Here is a 20,658-nt window from a genome sequence, read left to right as displayed (position 1 = left end):
GGCGAGGTGCTGAAGTCGGGTCTAACTATCACCGGTCACCCATCCTCTATCGACAAGTTACCCGTATAAGAGCGCTCTTGAGCGCGATAGCCGACGAGCGTAGATGCCAAGCGTTGCAACGCCAGCCCGCAGATCGAGTCTGCGAATGTGGGCATCCGTTTCCACGCTTCGTCGGCTATCGCGCTCAAGAGTGCTCCTACACAAGAATCGCTCGACTATTGCGCTCGCATCTCCCGTCTCTTCTCATCCATCCCCAGATTCATCACCCGATAAATCTCCACCACCTCATCGATCAACCCGCGCAACACATACGCGGCCTGCGCCACCGAGCCCTGCTCGGCATCGATCATCGGCACATCGATTAGAAGATCGGCCACACCGCGCATACCCGACAGACGCCCGGTAATTGCTTCATGGATATCGCCCAGCTTCAGGGCGCGACTGCCTTTGCAAAGCGGGCAGGGAATAGACAGGTCGTGACCAGACTTCAGGACGTACGACTCGGACGCTGACGGTCCGTCTTGCTTGCTGCTCATGGCGGCATCCTCTCCGTGGATGTCCGCCACCCGCAGAGTGCGGGTGGCGGGCGTGCCAGGGTGGAAAAACCGGTGCAAGTGGAACCCGGCAGGACCGAAGTCCTCCCGGCACGCCCGCCGTAAAAGGCAGGCATAACGTAGTGCAACGCATGAAGACGTCGTTTGAGACGGCGTCTTCAGCGCCACTTGCTATACACAGGTTTCCACACCCGGTCGCCGATGTGCGGCGACGCGAAGAGGATCGCGGCGATGCCGTGTAGCGTCAACCCGTTTGGATAAAAGAGACCGAATTTTCAGATTAGTCTGAGTGGGGGCTACGGTGTAGGCAGGAAGTGCTTACGATTCCCGGGGCAGTCCATCGCCAAGTACCGCAACGATGAGGCTCGTAAGGTACCCCCATTCCTCACGGACACCGAAATCTGCTTCTGTGAGATCGCGCAAGCTGAGCCCGTCTTCCGCGAGAATAGTGTCCACAGCTAGCGCAAACTCCGGGCAGCAACCGATCAGCGTGATCTCAGGATCGACGAGTATGGCGAAGCGTTCTTGATCTTCGAACAGAATCCACTCGAGTTCCTTTCGGACAGGATTCTTGTCGCTGGCGAATTCTTCCCAGTCGCCGGATACAGGTACGGGTGGCGGCTCATGGTCGTGTTTCTGTGCATCCATCATGCCGTATGAGCAGACGTGCCAGGTTGATGTTCCCGAGGCACGCGAAAGCGCATTCCAAAGCACCCGAGGCATGCGATGCGCGTCGTATCGGTCTCTCTCCAGAAGCGCACCCTTCCAGTCCGGGCGTGCGAATACCTCATCGTCTTGAAGACTTTTGAAAAACTTCAATCTGGTTGAACTTATTCCGCTAATAGCCATGTTATTTCCGCAAGCGAGGGATGCGGGAACTCGATCATTGCAGGGGCTCCGGAGGCGGTGGCGATGATTCCCTTGCGTACCTTTGTGTACAAATGCACGCGTCCGTTCCTACGGGTGAATATGATGCGTGCGCCTGCCTACCTAAGCGTTGCATGTAGCCAGCGCACCCCTTGAAATGGAGGGAGTGATATAAGCTTATGGCGGCGCCCCATACTCACGGCAAGCCAGCCTAGGAATGGAAGCAAAGCATGAATATAAAGTGTGCCGCCAGCTTTGAATTAACACGCCAAAAAGCTGCCGAAAATCTGTTCAATAACGAAATGCATGCACGCCAGATGCAGGCCAAACAAGACAAGATATGGTGGACGACAACATGGGAAAGCGAATCGTTCTAATACCATTCGCCAACGATGAAGAGTTTTATCAGATCATCGCTGGATATCGACACGCGAAAGGTCAGTTAATTATTGACGGCGCCAATGCAAACTTGAAAACATTGGAATCACTTCGTGGCGAAGATGACCAATTCACGTTGGCAGATAAGATTGACGAAGCCGAGGCCGTGCAAAAGAAAAGCAAGGGCCTGGCTACGCAGTTCTGTGCCCAGTATCCAGGATGGAGCAATGTTGATCCTTCGAATGTCGTCAAATGCGATAGTGAGGCCGCAGGACGACTCATTACTTCACTTGCGGACGAAGACGACATTCTCTATATCGTCGGGCACAGCAGCGCGGGAAGCAAAACGCTTTCCTCGCTCCCTAGTGGTGGAACAACAGTAACGGTCAATAATCTGACGGATTTGCTCGTCGTGCTCGGGCTGAAATCAAGTTTCCGAGGCAGAATAAAGGTGTTTGGGTGCAACACGGCTATCTCTAAAGGCTCTCGCCCATCGTTCGCTCAACGCCTTGCCGATGCCTTGGTAGAACAGGGTTTTCTAAGCGTGCGCGTTCTTGGCTACCGGCAAACTTTGGCTACAAAGCCTGATGCGGGCGGTCATAAGTACACTGCGGACAGAAAACATAGGGCGAAGGCGGCACTGAGTGACCCCATGCAATCCGATGAGGTTAAGATTCGGTCGCCAAAGAGTACTTGTTCAATTTTGTAGTGGCCAAGAGACTATCCAAAGTACTCAAAGATGAGATCACAGCTAGTCGACATGCCGATCTCTTTGCGGCTGCGGCTGATCGCGGGGCACGCCAATAATTTCTACGCGGACGTTCCCTCATTCCCAAGCTGTAAGGTCAGCCTCGTGAACCTCAGTTGCCGACCCGTCTTCGAACTCAACCATGTACACCGTTCCAAGGGGAAATTTGTCGAAGTATGGACCAGGCCGTTCACCGTCGAAAACGGCAACAACCCAAGCCTTTCGATCAACCTCTGATGGATCTTCGCCCACCGATGCAGGAACGCGCACTATGTCGTCATATGTGAACTTGGTCGCCATTGTTTAGGTCTCTAGTTGATTGGCGACCCGATTGGGGGCGCGGACGAATTGGCAGATGGGGATTACCGTCGTCGGTAACGCCTGGTCGGTGACCGTGCGGTCCGTTCGCTTTCAGAGCGAAAGAGCTCAGCATGATTTGTCGGCAGTTGATAAATCATGCTGACCTCTTTGCGGTTGACCATGCCGGGGCGGCCGAGCACTACCCTGGCAACTGTGTGTAGGGTGGTGCAATCCTCCGATGTGAACAAGGAGCCATCGCAAAGTTGATGGACGACGGCACAATGGGGCTTGATGTGGGGCGGTCCCAGTCGGGGTTTGCACCGGATGCATGACGCACCCCAGTCCGTCCATCAGCCTGTTAGGCTGCCAGGCACACTCATACGTATCACTACGCCTCTATGCTCAGACGACTTTCCTGGCGGAATGTTTGTGATTTATCGGCTGCAGTGGGTGGTATTGCAGGTCTTGCTCTGTGGATATCGGTATTGATGTACCACCGTGAGTCAGAACGTGCATTGCCGTCAGAACCTGCTCCACCGGAATCAGTGTTGAATCTTCAAGATCACATTGAAGCCGGTGATCTCCGATTCGGCCCTACCAATGCGAATACCGAGGACGCCGCGCTGTTCCCATTAGAGGCAGTGTCCCTCGAGCGCACAGTGTGTTTCGGTAACTGTCCCATCTACGTCATGACGCTTCGCAGGGAAGGGCGGGCATCATTGATCACAAATGACATTGGGGACAATCAGATTAAGTACTACGAGGCGGACATTTCGCCCGAGCTTTTTGCAAGAGCAACTCAGCTTGCTCAGGGCGCGATGCAGGCTGCAAAGAAGCAGCAATATGCCGGGCAATGGACGGACGACTATTCCGCGATCATTCGGGTCGAGTCAGCCAGTGGCTCGTGGTGCGTTTCAGACTATGGTCAAGTGGCTCCGGTGCAGGTATGGGCGTTGGAGGAACTGCTTCACCAGTTTCGAGCGAAAATTCAGTGGCACGTTTCGCCTATTCCGCGTACCAAGGAGCCTTATCCATCCAGGATGATGTGCGAACTGAGCGCAAAGGGGTCCGCAAACGGGTCAGTATGATTTATCACAACCGCTCCGCTTCCACACACTCCAGCGACACGGGCTTCACCCGCGCAGCCCAGATCACACCCGCTACCAACAGCGCCACCCCGAGCATGGTTTGCGTATTCGGAAACGTCCCGCGCAATGCAAAGGCATAGCTCAGCGCTGCCAATGTTTCGAACACGATTAGCTGGCCCGCGATAGCTGTAGGTAGACGCTGGCTGGCTTCGTTCCAGCATGTGGTGCCCAGCCAGGAAGCGAACAAGCCGAGCGTCGCCATCAATGCAATAAAGACCATGGGGCGCGGGCCGAACGGCATGGGGAACTCGTTGCCGGTAGCGTGCAAGTACAGCCACACCAGTACGTAACCAACCAGCGCCAGCGGTAAAGTGGCGACTCCCTGCGCGGTTGCCCATGTACGCGGGCTGCGGCCAGGATGGTGGCGCAGCCAGTCGGCGTTGCGCAGCGGATACCAGGTCCAGCACACCACCGAAGCGACGGCGAGCAAAGCGCCCATACCGTATCGTGCCAAGTCCGCGTGCGTCTGGGTGCGCAATGCGGCCAGCTCGGATTGATTCACGCAAGTAATACCGGCGGCGATCAGCAACAGCGCCGGTGCGAGTCGTGCCCAGGGCAGGTGGCCGTCGCGACGGGCGTTACGCAAGTTGGCGGCAATCGCGATGACCACCGGCAAAGTGCCAATGATCATGGTCGCTAGCGGTGCGCCTGCGTGTTGGATCGCGCTGGCCAGGCACACGTAATAGAGCAAGTTGCCGACGGCCGTGAGCTTCAGTGCCTCCGTCCAGTCCGCACGGCTGAGCTGGCGCAGCGCATGGCGATCCAGCCAGGCGAGCGGCAGCGCAATCATGCCAAAAGCGAGATAACGGCCGACCGACTGCAGTGCGGCCGGATAGTCGGGCACCAGCATTGGCCCGACGAAAACCAGGCCCCACATCAGGCCGGCGCAGAGTGCGTAGAGCGTTCCTGTCCACATGCGTGCAGCATCGGGCTGCACGATCGGATGGTCTTGTACCAGATTGCTACCGCTGCAGCCTGCGCTGGTAACGCGCAGGTGTCACTCCGTAGCGGCACGCAAAGGCGCGGGTCAGATGAGACTGGTCGGCCAGTCCGGTAGCCGCGGCAACCTGGGCCGGTGCTTCGCCGGCGGCGAGCAAGCGCTTGGCGGCGGAGAGGCGAAAAGCCATCAACATCTGCTGTGGCGTGGCGTCATGGCGCGCCTGGAATTGGCGCAAGAAATGGAAGGGGCTGAGTCCCGCCACCTTGGCAAGATCATCCAGTGTGACACGCTCGGCCAGGTGCGCATGGAGATAGTCGATCACTAATGCAAAACGCGATGGTGCTTCGCGCTGTGCCGTGCGAGATACGCGGGCATGCCGGCGAAATTCGCTAAGTAACCGCAGCAGCAAGCTGTCAAAGGCAAGCGGCTCGCGCGCCTGCCACAGCGCATTGAGCAACGCGGTAATCTGCCGCGCGCCCACTGCGTCTGCCTGCACGGCGTCGCCAAACCACCAGCCGGGCTCGCCGGTGATCTCGTCTACCGCGGCCTGGTGGATATAAACCATACGGTAGCGCCAGCCGCCCTCCGTTTCGGCGCGACCGGTGTGCACCTCATCCGGATTCATCAGCACTAGCGAATCGGGCGGCGCCAGATGGTCCGCACCGCGGTAGCGGAAACGCTCCACGCCGGATTCGATGGCGCCCAGGCCAAAGCCGTCATGTACGTGTGGTTCGAAAGCGTGGCGCACAATGTGCGCGCGATATAGCTCAACCCCCGCGCGGTGCGCAGGGCAGCGGAATTCGGCGGTATCCGCAGGGTGATCAAAAGGGTGGGGTACGCCATGCATGGACAAATAATGGCATGCGCAGCAGGTATTTGCCTGGTGGTACGTCAACTATCCGGTTCTAGTCTTCCGCCGCCGCTTCGCGGCCCTGCTGTCGGATGAGCGCTTCTTCACGCGCATCGTTGATGGACTGACGGATGCTGTCGAGATCGACCTCGGTTTCGTCGGGCTCGAACTCGCCGGTCAGTTCCGTATCGGGTCGCAGCTCACCGGCCATGAACAATGCCCACATCTCCTCGCCGTACCACGTCTCCAGCAGCTCGGGTGCCCAGCGTCCAAGATGTGCCGTGAGGTTGTTGACGTCACGCAGCAGCATCGTGCGCGCCGCATTGTTGCCCGCGGCATTGACGACTTGTGGGAAGTCGATCACCACCGGACCATCCGGTCCGACCAGCACGTTGTACGCGGACAGATCGCCATGAATCAACCCGCAGCACAGCATCAGCACTACCTGCCGCACCAGCACACGATGGTATTCACGTGCCTTCTCCGCACTGAGTTCAATCTCACCCAGACGTGGCGCAGATAAGCCTTCGGCATCGGTGACCAGTTCCATCACCAGTACACCGTGGAAATAGCCATACGGCTCAGGCACACGCATGCCAGCGACGCGCAACTGGTAGAGCGCATCAACCTCGGTGTTCTTCCAGGCTACTTCCTGCTGTTTGCGCCCGTACTTACTCGCCTTGCCGATCGCACGCGCCTCGCGACTGCCTCGTACCTTGCGACCTTCCTGGTACTGCACGCGTTGCTGGAAGCTGCGCTGCGCCATGTCCTTGTAAACCTTTGCGCACCGTATTTCGTCGCCGCTACGGACAACGTATACCGCCGCTTCCTTGCCGCTCTTGAGTGGTCGCAGTACTTCGTCAATGACGCCATCATCGATCAGCGCCTGTAGGCCTTGGGGTGTCTTCACGGTGTCTCTTGAGGGGAGTTGGCGCTGCGAGAGCGGCCATTAACTACCAATTTTCCCATTTTCCGGCAGGCGTGACCATCGTAAGAAGAGGTTGCGTGCATACATCGGCCTTGGCCTGGGGCCTGCAAACGTCCGTTTTTGGCGGCGAGCCGGACATTTGAGGTGCTTGTCTTTTGGGCCGGCTGGGGCGGCCGACTGCTGACCTGGCCTGCAGTAGGGCCAGCTATTTTGTGAAAAGGTCTGCTTCCGACCCGTAGCGGGCAGCTTCTCCAGAGGCCCCGTGTCGATCCCGCAGGCGCTCATTCGTCGCATACATAAAGTGACCATACCGGCCACCCTTCACGCCAAGGAGACAATCATGTCCTACATCGATGGTTTCGTGATCGCCGTACCCAACGCCAACCGCGAACAGTTCATCGTGCACGCCCGTACCTTCGACGCCATTTTCCTGGAGTTCGGCGCCACACGGGTGGTGGAGTGCTGGGGCGACGACGTGCCCGACGGCAAGCTCACCGATTTCCGCCGCGCCGTGCAGGCGACGCAGGATGAATCCGTGGTGTTCTCCTGGGTGGAATGGCCCGACAAGGCCACTCGCGATGCCGGCATGGCGAAATTCATGCAAGACCCGCGCATGGAAGCCGCCGGTGACTGTCCTTTCGATGGCAAGCGCATGATCTTTGGCGGCTTCAAGCCGGTAGTTAGCCTGCCGGACTAGGGAGGTCTTGAGCTGCGCGCTTTCAAAGCAACGTCCGCTTTCGACCCGAAGCGGACATATAGAGCGCACAGCTATTGATGCGTCCTTTTCTATACGTATTTCGGCAACCCTCCCTTAGTCCGTAAGTCGAACGTCCCGTCCGTTTTGGGTCGAAAACGGATACAGACACATGGCTTAAGCCTAAGGTTGCCGAGCTTTCGTAGGTGAAAAGAGTTTACGGGCCAGTACCTAGTTATGTGATTGGTCTGGGAAGCTTCCATGGCTCGCTGCGTCCTTGAATGCATCGGGCAGGTGCCAATGTAAAAGACCACCATCACAAAATGCCCACAGGTCGGACCCACTCCATGAGAAGGCCAGCGCGTGAAGGTCTGGGTCACGGTTCCGAGGGGCCAATAGCTGCACGGAGGCTTGACCCTTGGTGACATCCCAAAGCGCGACCTTCGGACCTTTAGAACCTCCCGGGCGGACACTGTTGGAGCCTAGTGCAAGCCATCGTCCGTTGGCCGACCGTGCGGCGGCCGCCAGCGAGTCGGATCGACCTAGCAGTGCAGAAAGGCGTACATGACCATCATCTAGATCGACGACGTGCATGCCGACAAAACGATCGCCGTCAAAGCGATTGTGGCGATCAGGATTGCCATCGAGCTTTGGTGGCAGGCTGCCGTCGTCTTTCAGCATCAAGATAAAGCCTGTGGCGATCCAGTTAGCTTCGGGTGAGCCCAGGGACCGGGGTACCCACTGCGCCTGGCCGGTAGCATCAGTGCTATTTGGAGTGCCAAAACGCTGAGGTAGAGCGAACGCGCGAAGCACGCGTCCGCTGGCGGCATCGAGTACGGAAACGCCGGGCTGATCCTCGAGCCATACGGACTTTTGGCCGCGCCAGCGTACCGGACTGATCTGCGCGCTCATCATGGACTGGCGAGCCGATTTGAGCGTGGGCTGGAACGACCAGGCACCACCATCAGCCGGCGGCTTAGCGGCAGCCTGAAGCACTTCGACCCATTCCCGGCGCTGCGAATTGCCATCCTTGTTTTCATAAGAGTAGGAGTGGTTGAAGTAAGCCGGGAGTTGGTCTCCCATCAATTCCCAGCGTGATTTGCTGACATCGGCAGGCAGGTTCACCGCATAGGCAGTTACTCGATCTGTTTCCAGATTGATGGAAAAAAGCGCTGCCTCCTTGGCATTGGAGGCGCCTGAAAACCATGCGGTGCGTCCATCCGCGCTGAGCGCCAGTTGCCGCCCACCACCTTCATCACCCTGCCAGAGCGTGGTTGCCTTCCATTGGTTACCTTCCAGCTGCAATCGCCATACCCGTGCAGTGTCAATGCGACTAGCACTGAGTAGCAGATCGCCCCCGGGCAAGGTCAGCAGATCGTGTGGATAAGTAATCGCATCCGCCTGCGCCCCCGCGATGCGAGCCCAAGGCACAGTCTCGGCTTCAATGGGCGGACGATCGGTCTGCGGTGGCGTCAGTATGATCGTAGGTACTGTCCTCACGGGCTCCACGGTGGCCAGCCACGTCCTCGGCGTGGGGGCAATGCGGACGCTATGGCCCGCGCCTATCGATACAAGTGCGGCCCGCACCGGGTCAAAAGCTGACGCAGGCACGACGCTACCCGTGAGTATCGATGGCGTCCCTGAACTAAGTATGCTGCGGCGGCTGGATTCGCGAATCTCTCTCAGAGTGCTGTAATCGGGATTCGGATATGTATCTTCGCGGGATATCCGCACCGCAGTCGCCGGATGCCCGAAGGCAGCCGACACATCGAATACATAGATGCTCAGCTTGCTACGGCTTTTTTCCAGTACGCCATAGCTACGATTCTGATTGGCGTAATAGTTGGGATAGGTCGACTGAAACGCATCAAGGGCATAACCGGCCTGTGGCGCTGAAGTTACGTCGGCGCGTGCCAGAGCCATGCGCTGGTCGACCTCCGCAGCGGTCAGCAACCCTTCTTTGAGGGCAAGCTCCAGGCGCGGCTGGACGAAATGTTTTGCCAACGTATTGCGCAAGTCTGGCCGGCGGGACAGCAGCACTTCGCCCCAGCCATCGATCTGGTAAGCCAGCAGACTGTTTTCGGTACTCGAGTCGAACTGGCCAAGACCAGCCAGTGCTTTCTTCACTGCTGGCTGGACCTCGGCGAAAGGGGCATCGATCAGCAGGTGTACCTCGGTAGCCGCCCTGGGGGTGTCGCCAGGATTGTCCCAGACAATGATTCGATCCTTCAGGCGCGCGGCCACGCCGCTAGCACCGGGCACTTTGGCCGCAGGCTCCATATGCCAGGCGGGCTCATCCAAGGTCACATCCTCCGCAGGTGCTGCAGACCCACGCGCCATGCCGGCAAACGTGAAAATGCCGGTCACTATTATTACGAGGGTCGACTTCATATTCGTGTCCTTAAAGACGAAGTTCTGATTTGCCATGGGGTGACGGCTTGAGTGATGTGGCCCCCCTGATGGCTGCGGCCCGCAACTACGCCTTTACACTTAATGCATGAAGCCGTGCCCAAGGGGGTCTATGCCGGCACAGTGAATATTGGCGCGGCCATCGATCGCTCCGCAGGTCTCCGTGCCATGACCGCCAACCGCATAGAGCTGGACCCGCGATTTCCCACTATCGACCCCGACGACATTGCAGGGGAAATGTGGACCCTTGTCACGAAGCGTGACCGGGTTGAAGTCATTCTTCCGCCGCTACCACCGGTATGACAGCGAGATCCCAACCGTCGTAATGCCGACGATGTCCGCTTTGGGTCGGAAGCGGACATGGCGCCGCGTCAATCAATCCTCACCAAGGAAAGTACGTCGAACCGTTCATCTAGCCACCGGCCCATACGCTGTCTGTGCTAACCGGGAATAACGAGTCCGAATTGGGCTTGCGCGGACAACATATGCGTCGATTCTAGACGCAAATAGTGACAGCCACAGTTTGGGGCAAGACTACCTCAGCGCACGCCGGGCGAGCGCCGCCAAAGACCTAAGCGACCAATGGCAGGACGGAACTGCCCGGCGGTGGGCCTGCCGCTCTCAACCGCAAGCCACATGTAGAGCGGCAAGCTCCCGCGGGTGGTGGCAGGACAACCAACGGGCAGCTCGTCATCAGATGAGGCCAGCCGCGACGAGCGACGCCACCAGCGCTATCGTTGTCTTCAAGAGATTCATGCATGCTCTCGCTGGTCAGGGGACTGCCGCAGCGGCCCCGGCCGCCGGACGAATACCATCGGTATTTGCCAAACGCATCTCCAGGCCCCATCCCCAATGCTGCTGTCCGCCGGCGAAGTTGTCGTCGATAGCCACGACGACTTGATTGGCACCTTTCTTCAGCGGGAGGTCGAACGATCCGTTGGTTAGGGACAAGCGGCCGCCCGGCTCTTTGCTTTCGCCCTTGATGCCGTACAGATTCTTGCTTTGGAGCGCGAGCTTACCGTTCACGAAGAGCCAGACTTCTCGGGTCCACCCGATATCCACATGCTTGATTTGGTCATAATCAGCGTCGATTATGGTTTTCAACCAAATGCCGGTGATGCCCGGCCCGGTCTGCGCGTCGCCATACCATCGGGTGAGATTGATCAGGCCACCCGGGTCGGGCGCAATCGGCTTCCACAATGCCGTCGCTTGTGGCATCGACGAATAAACCGGATCGATGCCGGTGTTTTCCTGAAGCGTGGCATCCATTCGACTGGGCATGACGAAGGGCTTCGACGCAAGCCAATGGCGAACATATCGAAGATCAACTTCCGCGGGGTCGGTCGACGCCACGGCAGGCAAGCCGTCAACGATATTGGGCGCGATGCTCAAGTGTGCATACGAGGCAGGTCCGTGCAGTCTGATCGAGCCGTCGGGGAATCCGCCAACCAATGTTCCGATTGTCATCGTTGGCGCGCGCGCACCGTTGATGAAAACATTCATGCGTGCGCCGGATAGCACCAGCTTGATGTGGTTCCAACCCTGCAGGTTAATGGGAGCGTGCGTTTGATCCTTCCCATACAAGTCCCATTCGAACACGTGATGCGCGGTGGGCATGTACTGGATGCACTCGTCTGAGACAGCACAGTCCGCGCTGGGTCGAAAGTACAATGCGTCTGCTTCATCGTCATGCTGACGGAAAGTGATTCCCGTAATTCGCTCCCCGACAAATTTTGTGTCGAATTCAATGGTTCCATTGCTGAAGTTAGTGTTCTTCAGCTCCGCATAACCCTTATTGACGAAGAGCACATCCTGCTTGGACCGATCGTGCTGAAACGACACCTCCCCGTTCACTTGCCAACGCACCGGCGTCATCGGGATATGGCTTGATTCGAATGCGATCACGGGGTGCGAGAGCCCTATGATGGGAGCAAGAATCAACGCCCTTGCATATTTGGATACCGTTGACATGCGCTCTTCCTCTCGCCCAGCGAGACATCGAGTTACTGTATTTGCGACCCTCAATCGCTCTTCCGAAATGATCCGAAGTGGATCAACGGTGTTGCTAAGCGATGTCTTACAGGCCTAACGCCTGTATGCCCGGCCGCTACCTATGCAGATCACTGGCTGATAATGCTGTTCGCTTGGGCCAACTTATCCAGGCGACGACGAGTGACAACGTCGCCGCGACGAGCGGCAGCACGGCGTGCGCGTATTCGCCGTGAATGATGACGGTCGCGAGTGCGGCGAACATCACGGTGCAGCCGAGCACCGCACCTGACAGGCGAGTCGGTGTCCGGAAAAGCAGAATGGCAGTGGTGAGTTCCATCGTTCCGGTGAAAAAATGGAACCAGGGGGGATATCCCCAATCCAGGTATTCCTCGTAGATCGATCTCGGAGCGATGATGTTGCCCAGTGAACCGACGACGAAAAATGCGGCAAGCACGAAGGGTAAAACTTGGCGCCACGAGACTTTAGCCATGGGTCCAACCTCAGACGATGAATTTGTCGCCGGTGGGATGCGACTTTCGGAGTAGATTTCGAACGTCGCATCGTTGGCGCAGGGCAGACCTAGGCTGCGGTGGCCCTTTGAGCCGCTGCAAAGACATCGCGAGCGGGCGTCGCCGACGGTACGTGCTCCGTACCCACGACCCCGAGGTCCATCCCTCCGGCGTTGACGGCCTCGTACATGGTTTCAGCCGGTGCGGACTTGCCCTTCGGAATGCCGAACTGCTCGAATGTATGTGGCCAATCGGCCCGCGGGACGGCAACGGCCTTAACGTCGCGCTTCATCACTTCGCTTAGTTGCGCCGCCACTTCATCTGCGCTCAGCATTGAGCCGAGTTCGATGATCCGATGCCCCGACCACGCCGGCCCGCTCAGAAGCGATGCGATCTCGGCGCCGATGTCGTTGGTCGCAACCATGGTCGATTTCCGATGTGTCGGGTCGTTGAAGACGGGCAACGTGCCGCCCTGGGCGACGTGCAAGCCGTAAAGATAGTTTTCAAAGAATGCGCCGGCTCGCGCATAGGCAATCGGCATGGTCAGGTCGCGGAAGGCCTGCTCCAGAAGCGACAGCGCCGTGATCAGCCCCATTCCACTGGTTCTGTTCGCGCCCATCGACGAAAGCGCGACTACCCTGGGCACCGGTACGTGGGTGAGCGCCTCGACATAGTTCGCGATGACGCCCTTGGCTTCCCTGAAATCCGGTGAGGGGGCCCATATGGGAGGCAACATGACAAACGCGCCGTCGACGGCCCTGAGTGCCCGCTTGACGGAGGCCGCATCGTTCCAGTCGCCTTCAATCAGTTCGACGCCTTGGTCGGCCCAGCTTGCCGCCTTCGCAGGGGCGCGAACCAGCGCGCGCACCTTCCTGCCTTGCGTCAGCAAATGAGTGGCCGTTGCGCCGCCTACTTTCCCGGTAATTCCCATGACTAAAAACATGTGCGTTCGCCTTCATTGGTTTGATGGCTCACGGTACCCCGTGCGTTATTATTCGAATATGAGGCATATTCGGAACGGGCCGTGTAGATGAACTTAACAATCGCTCGAACCCATCTGGATGGGCTGGTCATGTTTTTGACTGTGGCGGAATACCGAGGCTTTCGCGCTGCGGCCCGGCACCTCGGCATCACGCCGTCTGCGGTCAGTCAGGCGATACGCAGTCTGGAGGAACGGATTGGCGCGCCGCTCTTCTCCCGTACAACACGAAGCGTCAGGCTGACCGAGGCGGGCGAACGCCTGCTTGCCTATGCGCGCCCGGCGGTCGACATGCTCACCGCAGGATTGGACGCGGCGAGTGGTTTGGGTGGCGAGATTACCGGCCGACTGCGCATCAATATGCCCAGACCCATTTTGCCGCTGCTAGTGAATCGCTTGCTGCCGGACTTTCTCGACGCTCACCCAAATGTTGAACTGGAACTGGTGGGCGACGATCGTCCCATCGACATTGTCGAAGAAGGATTCGATGCGGGAATACGACTGGGAAACTTTGTCCAGATCGACATGGTCGCGATGTGGCTAACGCCACCGGAGCGCTTCGTTGTCGTTGGCGCCCCGGCGTTATTTAGGAAGCATGGCCGGCCGGCGTCTCCGTACGATCTGCAGAACTTTCGTTGCATCCTGCTTCGTCAATCCGTGCGAGCTCTCGATCACTGGCAATTTGTCGTCGATGGTAAGCGCATCACGGTGGGCGTAGCGGGTCCTCTTGTGATTAACGATATCGAGGGCTGCGTTCGCTCAGCGCTGAGAGGTGTTGGGCTCTTCCAATTGCCACACTCGCTCGTGATGTCGCATCTTGAACGTGGTGATCTGCAGACCGTGCTCGAACCGTATTGTGAAGAGGTTCCCGGTCTTTCCCTTTACTACCCGAGTCGAAGTCAGTCACTGCCGAAGCTTCGCGCGTTTGTCGATTTCGCGACCCAGCGAATGCGAAGACCCTTCAAGCCGGACGATTACTTGCCGAGTCCCATAAGAGATGCCGACAGATGACGGTCATCACTGTGGATAGCTCCCTTCTATAGCCTCGGCCCAGATGGTGGCATTGGTGCCCATGAGCGCACTCACCGCCTCTTTTAGCCACTAAGCCATTCGGTCCTCCTGGGCCTGCTCGCCACCGACCGGTCGCCAGAATGGTCGATGACGTCCTGACATCGGACGTGGGTGTTGCGGTGGCGAGCTAATGCACCGAAGAGTAGCTACAGAGTCTATGCGGAGAAAACGTTCGCTCGAGTGCGACCACTTGCGATGCGTCCCTGATTACCTTAGCGATAACGGAAATTTTACTGTTAGGCGCCATGCTCAAGATTGAATCAGTTATGCTGAAACAAAGGGTGTGATAGGCCGCGGAAGCTGGCTAAATCAGGAAGGCGACGGATTGCAATATGGTGGGCCCACCAGGACTCGAACCTGGAACCAAAGGATTATGAGTCCTCTGAATGGCCTTCTGCGGGGGTGCGTCCTCAGCCCTATCCGTCCCCAATAATGGCTCCACAGAGCCATTTGTTCGGATTCTGACTGTCACCAAAAGGTGGCAAGAGGTGGCACCTAGTGTCTCTGAGGGGAGCCATGGCGGAGCCATGGAGCCGTGTGCGACCATCGGATACCTAATCCTCATGTCGCCCGCCATGACCACGCCCAAACGACCCAGCATCAAAGTGCCGTTCACTGCCGCGCTTATCCGAGCACTGCGGTTTGAAACGTGGCCCCGGATCCCGATCGAGATCGTTGAAGGACGTTTGGCAACGGAGCCCACGCCTTCGCATGTCAAAGACTGGACGGTGCGCGACACGCAAACCCCTGGCCTGGGCGTGCGCCTGACCCGCGGCAGCAAGACCTATTTCGTGCAACGCAAGCGCAAGGGCAGCACGAGCGATCGGTGGGTGCTCACTGAGCAGCACAGCCTGGAAGCGGCACGTGCGCAGGCCGGTGAGTGGTATGTCGAGATGAGGCGGGTAGAAGACCCCCGCCAGAAACTCAAAGCCCTTGCGGACGCCGGGGAAGTCCTCAAGGCACAAGCGCGCAACACGTTCGGTCACGTCTTCGCCGATTTCATCACCGAGGGCGAGGAGCGGGTGAAGAAGGGTCTGCTCAAGGCATCCACGCTCAAGGATCGCAAGCAGGTGATCATGTGGATGGGCGGCAGCGCCTTGTGGTCCACTCCGCTCCACCTCGTCGACACCGAAGCGGTGGAAAAGACTTTCGCCCCCCTGTTCAAGCGAGCGGCGGATCGGACGGCCGAGCGGCGAGCGAAGGGAGAGCAACGCAAGCGCGGAGAAGGCATCGCCGGTGGCGTAGCTACCGTGCATAAGTGCTTCCGCTATTGTTCGGGTGCTTGGACCAGCGCGGGCGGGGTAAAAGTTGGTGGGCAGAACCCGTTCACCGCGTGGCGCAAGGGTGTTCGCCGTTCACTTCCGAAAGTGGTGACGCGGCAAACGCGTCTGCCCACGGCAAAGGCGGAGGGTCAGGCTTGGCTTAAAGCGTTGAACACACTTCGTGCAGCGCCGGATCACGCGACCAGTGTGATTTCGGATTTCATTTTGTTGGCGGCCCTTTGGGGCGGTCGCAAGGAAGAAATGGCCGCCATCCGTTGGATCGACATTCGCCAGGAAGACCACCGGGCGATGTTTGCCGCAGAGACGACGAAAGGAAACGCGGACCACTACATCCCGCTTACGCCCTGGGCTTCGGCCATCCTCGACCAGCGCCGGGACCGGAACTTGGAGGGCGGTTTCAGTGCCGAAGGCCGCGATCTAGTTTTTCCCTACCCCGACACGGCCACCGGTCAGATCCGCGATTACCGTCCGGTGACGCGGTTGCTGCAGGAAAAGACGGGCCTCTGGATCCGTCTCCACGACCTACGCCGCACGCTTGCCAGCGAGATCTTTGGCACCTCCCATAGCCTGGGCACCGTCGCGGTGGCCCTGGGCCACCGTAGCGGGCAGAAAGTGAGTCAGGACTACATCGGAGCGATGGAAGCGATTGAAGGCTTGCGACCGCTCTACGAAGCCCGCGAGAGCCGGTTGCGTCGACTGATCGGGCTCGACGAACCCGAACCTATGGCCGCGCTGACGGACCAGCAAAAGGCGTTGGTCGAGGGATTGGCGAGCATGCTCAAGCAGCAGGGGATCCCGCTCGACGCGCTGTTGCGCTCGGCTAAAACTGCCTGACGGGCTACGACCGGGCGCGGCCCGTCGTCGTGGGGGCGTTCGGTGCCGCCGCCACGATCGCATCTCGATCCTTCGCGGCAATCTCCGCCATCGCTTCCTCATGCGCAGCCGTGCGCAGCGCATCGAGATACGCCGCGAGCGTCATCCACTCTGGCGCGTCATCGTCGCCGGGTTCCAGGTCGAGCGAGTAGATGAAATCGATGGGTCGGCGGCGTGGACCCATGCGCATGAACAGCCATTCGTCGTCGGCCGGTGCGGTCGACAGGAACTGCGCGAACGACGCGAGCCGGGGGACCTTGCGTGGCTTCCCGGGGTCTGCCGATGCGACGTCGCCTGGTGCCGCAAGGTCGGCCTCCGCGGCTTTGGCGAGCGCAAGGACATACTCCCGCACCGAGCCAAGTAGGTAACGAATGGCCGTCCTCCCCGCGCGCGGCGGTTCGCCAAGGCGGCGCTGGGGATCGACCCAGATTGGCGGTTGTTTTCCTTCGCGCCGCCACTGGCTCAAGACGTCAGGGCTAACCTGGAGGAAGCCCGCTACATGCGCCTCCGTGAGCAGTGATGCGGGATCACGGGTCGCCAACGTCTGGAGGAACGGATCGAGGGCGAGTTCGGCGAGGGTTTTTCGGGAGGCGGTGCGTGGCATTCCGCCAGCGTATCGACGCACCTTACATCGAGCAATCGGCGCCGTGCGCGAGCCTGGATCTTGATCGCGAGGTGGGATCCTGAACGGCGAACATTTCCAGAAAGGGTTCATGCGGTTCGCCACGGGTTTAACCGGGTCAAGCCGGGTTCAATCCGAAGTCAGTAAAACTGAATGATATCAATGAGATGTATTGAATGAAGTCGTCGCCACGCGCACGCTCTGCCCACCCCGGCAATCCCGCTCGGTGGCCTATGGAGTGCGTCATGAGTAGCCGTAAAGCCAAAACCAAAACCAACCGCAAGACCAAATCCCGCCGGACGATGGCGTCGACTTACACCAATGCGCCAATGCTGTCCAAACTCTGGGCGGATCCCGCGATGGTGGCGGCGGTCGCCGCTTACCACCTGAAGGACCCCAAATCCGAGGTGAGCGTGCAGAATCTCCAGCACCTCCTGGATGGGTGTAAGGGTGTTCAGGAGGTCGGCGACCCGGAGCTGGGAACGAAAGGTGCGGATGGGCGCACGCCGTTTACGCAGACGATCACCATGACTGTGGGCACGATTCAGGTCGTCGGCGTGATCAACCTCTGCCGGGTCGCGGGGGCACCCGTGCGCGAATGGGTGACTTTCGGCGAAATGTTCGTTTCGGCGGATTACGTGCCTAATGCTGAATGCGCAATCGATTGGCGTTCCGCGGAAGGACTGGCGATGCGCGCCAAGGTGGCATTGAGCGCGCTGTCACGAGGCCGTGATCCCGAAGGCCTCTACAACATGGATGGCGACTACAGTCTGGACCTGGATGGCGCTGCGTTCGTGCTGTATGGGGCGACGGAAGACGGAGAGGAGCGCCCGGCAACGGCCTTGGGGGATCAGATTCTGGCGACGGCCGCCGCGCAGGGTCACGATTGGGAGACTGGGCGCTTTACGTTCTCGGAGGTCTTCGAGCGTGCCTATGGCAAGAAGCGGTGGCGGATCGAGGGCACGTGTGACCACACCGAAGGTTACGTGCCGGTCACCTCCGTCGCTGTGGCGTCGATGACTGCCTTGGTGGAGGGATAAGCCATGACGACGGCGGTCCTCCGAAACGAACCCACTTCCCAAGAAGGAGACCGCCATCACCTCCCGTTGATCCTGGCCGAAGCCGTCGCCGGTCGCCATATCTTCGCGCAGTTTGAGCCAAGTATTTAATGGCGCGTTGCCACTAAATAAATCTTTCGCGACCCCCTTGCGGGGTTCGGATTTTCCGCTATGACTCTTAGACCGGGACCGAAACGGGCCCAGTTCAGACCCTTTCGCCCTGTGCTTTTTAGGAGTGCGCCATGACCGCCTCAGTCTTTCCCGATCGCCACAAGCGGCACGTCCGCAACCGTCTGTTGAAGACGTATATCAACGGCCAGGAACTGGAAGCCGTGGCCGGCCTCGCCGAGCGTTTGGGCCAGACCCAAAGCGCCCTGGTGCGTCGCCTGGTCTGCGACGCGATCGCCGCGGATGAGCGGCAGCGTGCGAAGACCCGGGCCACCGCCTGATACGAAAAACCCCGCCTGGCAGGGCGGGGTCGATATCGCTTGCATCACAGTTTTGGAGAACCGCATGGCCTTTGTCGCCGAAGATATGGTCGCTGTCAAGAGCAACGCTACCCGTGCCGGTGCCCCGCTGTATGCGGTGGGCGGCAGGAAGCGGAAAGCCGACGGCGCGGACATGAGCCGGGACGAGGGGGCATCGAAGAAGGATACCGATCCCAGTTTTGAACTGCGGTATGCCATGGAACGCATCGACGACGAAACGTGGCGCGTGGGCGGTCCCACCGGCGACGCGGACGGACGCATTGACGAAACCACCTACCGCTGGACAGTGAGCGCCGACAGCGCCGCGCACTGGCGCATCGTGGATCCCAAAGCCCTGGATGGCGACGCCACGGCCTGGCTGAGCATCGCGCAACCCAATAAAGCGAACGACGGGAACGGCCGTTCCGCCGCAAAAACGCTGGTGACCCTGATGGTGAATGCCGGTCAGAAGAAGTGGCTGCCGAAGGCGGACAGCCGGCGCAACTTCGTGCCGCTTCGTGGGCAGTATCTGTCCATCGAATCGACCGGCGATATTTACTGTTTCGCTCCCGATCCCATCCACGGGCTGACCTACTGTGTCCCGGCCACCTTCGACCCCGCGAAGGTCGTCGAAGGTCGTTATCACCCGCAGCCGGTGGATCCGAAAGGCTGTTTCGGGCGTTACCTGGCCTCGACCTTCGCCGACGATGGTGTGCGCGATCTGGCCCAGGAAGCGTTCGCCACGGTGCTCATCAACCGTTGCTTTGAAAAGTCCATCTGGATGTATGGCGACGGCGAGAACGGCAAATCGGTGGCCCTGCACATTTTGAATGCGGTGGTCGGAGGTCGCAGCGCCGCCATCAAGTTGCCGCGTCTAGTGCGGGATCACTTCGGCACCGCCTCCCTGCATGGTGCCCGGCTCGCCATGGTCAGTGAGGTGCCGAAGTCCCTCACTTCCGAGATGCAAGACACGCTGAAGGAACTGATCTCGTGGGATGCCCAGCCGCTCGAAAAGAAGGGGCGCGATGCGTTCACCTTTCGACCTACGGCGGTCTGGCTGCTCGCGAGCAACGCGTTCCCCCGGGTGTCGCAGCACGAGCATGGCTTTTGGCGAAAGGTCCTGACGCTGCCATTCACCCAACGGGTCAAGGCCGAGGACAAGATCACCGACTTCCACCTGCTGATCACCGAGAACCCCGCCGAGATGGCCCAGGTGATCGATTGGCTCCTAGTCGGAGCACAGCGGTTGATCCGGCGCGGGGGCAAGTTTCCGGACGTGCTGCCGGCGCCGGTGGCCGACCTGGCCCAGCAACAGCGCCTGGACAGTGATCCGGTCGCGGCTTATATCAGCGACAGCGTGGAGGTCGACGACACCACCTGGACCTCCAAGATGCGCATCTACACGGACTACGTCGCATGGTGCCAGCAACGCGGCCGCCACCCGCTCAACGACACGGGCTTTTGGGATCGCCTTCGCGCGACGTTCCGGGGCGTTGATCTGGGTAACCGCCAGGGCCCGGCAGTGGATGGTCGGCGCGATCGTTACGTTAACTTGAAGGTCGAGGGCGTCGTGCCGCTGGAGGCCCACCGCTGGCCGCAGGGTTGGCTTCCGGCGGGGACAACGTGGGACGATGCCGCGGCGTAACTGTCGGTCGGTTCCAGGGTCAAAAGGGGCGGATATCCGCCCCTTTTTTCGTTCCGGGACCTGCGGCATGCCATCGCTTGAACATAGCCCTGTGCAGACCCGTTCAAGCGAAAACCGCATAGGAATGCGGCTTGCACGGGTTGAACAGGTTGAACAGGTCAAAATCATCGCGCCAGGATTTTGTGCGCTCTTGCACGTCCCTCGACCCTACACCTGTGCCGCTGTCGAACGCTGCTTTCCCCACGAACTGATTTGCTATGTTCACTATGTTCAAGAACAAATAACGGGGAAGAAACCGCATAAGAATGCGGCTTCCCGCTTGAACGGGTCTTTGAACGGGTCT

19 protein-coding genes and 1 tRNA gene are annotated in these 20,658 nt (G+C 59.4%); 9 read left to right on the top strand and 11 right to left on the bottom strand.

All coding sequences use genetic code 11. The features are described from left to right. Positions 1-215: 215 nt before the first annotated feature. The gene (locus tag AC3IR3_RS19765) at positions 216-536 is read right to left on the bottom strand and encodes a hypothetical protein (RefSeq protein WP_489194675.1); all 321 of its coding nucleotides are present in this window, start codon (positions 534-536) and stop codon (positions 216-218) included. Between the two features lie 336 nt (positions 537-872). Continuing rightward, positions 873-1,403, bottom strand: a complete 531-nt coding sequence (locus AC3IR3_RS19760) for a hypothetical protein (RefSeq protein WP_489194673.1) — start codon at positions 1,401-1,403, stop codon at positions 873-875. Positions 1,404-1,761: 358 nt separating this feature from the next. Here AC3IR3_RS19760 and AC3IR3_RS19755 point away from each other — a divergent pair, with 358 nt between their 5' ends. From AC3IR3_RS19755 to AC3IR3_RS19745, 3 genes are all read left to right on the top strand, one after another. Continuing rightward, entirely contained in the window at positions 1,762-2,508 is a 747-nt protein-coding gene (locus tag AC3IR3_RS19755) for a hypothetical protein (RefSeq protein ID WP_489194671.1), read from the top strand. A gap of 51 nt (positions 2,509-2,559) precedes the next feature. Further along, positions 2,560-2,784: a hypothetical protein gene (locus AC3IR3_RS19750; protein WP_489194669.1), complete on the top strand. Its 225-nt coding sequence runs from the start codon at positions 2,560-2,562 to the stop codon at positions 2,782-2,784. 611 nt (positions 2,785-3,395) lie between these two features. After that, on the top strand, positions 3,396-3,935 hold the full coding sequence (locus tag AC3IR3_RS19745) for a DUF6438 domain-containing protein (protein ID WP_489194668.1): 540 nt from the start codon (positions 3,396-3,398) through the stop codon (positions 3,933-3,935). Between the two features lie 4 nt (positions 3,936-3,939). On the opposite strand, the gene AC3IR3_RS19740 is transcribed toward AC3IR3_RS19745, so the two are convergent. The 3 genes from AC3IR3_RS19740 to AC3IR3_RS19730 all read right to left on the bottom strand — a co-directional run bounded on the left by AC3IR3_RS19740 (position 3,940) and on the right by AC3IR3_RS19730 (position 6,695). After that, positions 3,940-4,932: a DMT family transporter gene (locus tag AC3IR3_RS19740; protein ID WP_489225033.1), complete on the bottom strand. Its 993-nt coding sequence runs from the start codon at positions 4,930-4,932 to the stop codon at positions 3,940-3,942. Between the two features lie 25 nt (positions 4,933-4,957). After that, positions 4,958-5,683, bottom strand: coding sequence for an AraC family ligand binding domain-containing protein (locus tag AC3IR3_RS19735; RefSeq protein WP_489225032.1), 726 nt, complete (start codon positions 5,681-5,683; stop codon positions 4,958-4,960). A 157-nt stretch (positions 5,684-5,840) separates the two neighbouring features. After that, positions 5,841-6,695: a PA4780 family RIO1-like protein kinase gene (locus AC3IR3_RS19730; RefSeq protein WP_489194663.1), complete on the bottom strand. Its 855-nt coding sequence runs from the start codon at positions 6,693-6,695 to the stop codon at positions 5,841-5,843. 358 nt (positions 6,696-7,053) lie between these two features. Between AC3IR3_RS19730 and AC3IR3_RS19725 the strand changes: the two genes are divergently transcribed. Further along, positions 7,054-7,410 (top strand): DUF1428 domain-containing protein, encoded by a 357-nt coding sequence (locus AC3IR3_RS19725; RefSeq protein WP_132145320.1) that lies wholly within the window; start codon positions 7,054-7,056, stop codon positions 7,408-7,410. A 228-nt stretch (positions 7,411-7,638) separates the two neighbouring features. On the opposite strand, the gene AC3IR3_RS19720 is transcribed toward AC3IR3_RS19725, so the two are convergent. The 4 genes from AC3IR3_RS19720 to AC3IR3_RS19705 all read right to left on the bottom strand — a co-directional run bounded on the left by AC3IR3_RS19720 (position 7,639) and on the right by AC3IR3_RS19705 (position 13,260). After that, a complete protein-coding gene (locus AC3IR3_RS19720; protein ID WP_489194661.1) occupies positions 7,639-9,798 on the bottom strand; it encodes a WD40 repeat domain-containing protein in 2,160 nt (719 codons plus the stop codon). Between the two features lie 789 nt (positions 9,799-10,587). Continuing rightward, complete coding sequence (locus tag AC3IR3_RS19715) at positions 10,588-11,787, bottom strand: hypothetical protein (RefSeq protein ID WP_489194659.1); 1,200 nt, start codon at positions 11,785-11,787, stop codon at positions 10,588-10,590. 136 nt (positions 11,788-11,923) lie between these two features. Next, positions 11,924-12,298: a DoxX family protein gene (locus AC3IR3_RS19710; protein WP_489194657.1), complete on the bottom strand. Its 375-nt coding sequence runs from the start codon at positions 12,296-12,298 to the stop codon at positions 11,924-11,926. 89 nt (positions 12,299-12,387) lie between these two features. Further along, complete coding sequence (locus AC3IR3_RS19705) at positions 12,388-13,260, bottom strand: NmrA family NAD(P)-binding protein (protein ID WP_489194656.1); 873 nt, start codon at positions 13,258-13,260, stop codon at positions 12,388-12,390. Positions 13,261-13,347: 87 nt separating this feature from the next. Here AC3IR3_RS19705 and AC3IR3_RS19700 point away from each other — a divergent pair, with 87 nt between their 5' ends. Continuing rightward, positions 13,348-14,307, top strand: a complete 960-nt coding sequence (locus AC3IR3_RS19700; protein ID WP_489194654.1) for a LysR family transcriptional regulator — start codon at positions 13,348-13,350, stop codon at positions 14,305-14,307. Positions 14,308-14,700: 393 nt separating this feature from the next. On the opposite strand, the gene AC3IR3_RS19695 is transcribed toward AC3IR3_RS19700, so the two are convergent. Continuing rightward, positions 14,701-14,815, bottom strand: a tRNA-Ile gene (locus AC3IR3_RS19695). Between the two features lie 127 nt (positions 14,816-14,942). Here AC3IR3_RS19695 and AC3IR3_RS19690 point away from each other — a divergent pair. Further along, positions 14,943-16,484, top strand: coding sequence for a tyrosine-type recombinase/integrase (locus AC3IR3_RS19690; protein WP_489194652.1), 1,542 nt, complete (start codon positions 14,943-14,945; stop codon positions 16,482-16,484). A gap of 4 nt (positions 16,485-16,488) precedes the next feature. On the opposite strand, the gene AC3IR3_RS19685 is transcribed toward AC3IR3_RS19690, so the two are convergent. Further along, positions 16,489-17,127, bottom strand: coding sequence for a hypothetical protein (locus AC3IR3_RS19685; protein ID WP_489194650.1), 639 nt, complete (start codon positions 17,125-17,127; stop codon positions 16,489-16,491). Positions 17,128-17,390: 263 nt separating this feature from the next. Here AC3IR3_RS19685 and AC3IR3_RS19680 point away from each other — a divergent pair, with 263 nt between their 5' ends. The 3 genes from AC3IR3_RS19680 to AC3IR3_RS19670 all read left to right on the top strand — a co-directional run bounded on the left by AC3IR3_RS19680 (position 17,391) and on the right by AC3IR3_RS19670 (position 20,315). Continuing rightward, entirely contained in the window at positions 17,391-18,185 is a 795-nt protein-coding gene (locus AC3IR3_RS19680; RefSeq protein ID WP_489194648.1) for a hypothetical protein, read from the top strand. A 260-nt stretch (positions 18,186-18,445) separates the two neighbouring features. Further along, on the top strand, positions 18,446-18,652 hold the full coding sequence (locus AC3IR3_RS19675) for a hypothetical protein (RefSeq protein WP_489194646.1): 207 nt from the start codon (positions 18,446-18,448) through the stop codon (positions 18,650-18,652). Between the two features lie 64 nt (positions 18,653-18,716). Then, positions 18,717-20,315, top strand: a complete 1,599-nt coding sequence (locus AC3IR3_RS19670; RefSeq protein WP_489194645.1) for a DNA primase family protein — start codon at positions 18,717-18,719, stop codon at positions 20,313-20,315. The last annotated feature ends 343 nt before the right edge of the window (positions 20,316-20,658 follow it).

Source organism: Luteibacter sp. GL_149 (assembly GCF_057834065.1).
This window is presented reverse-complemented; position numbering and strand designations above follow the sequence as displayed.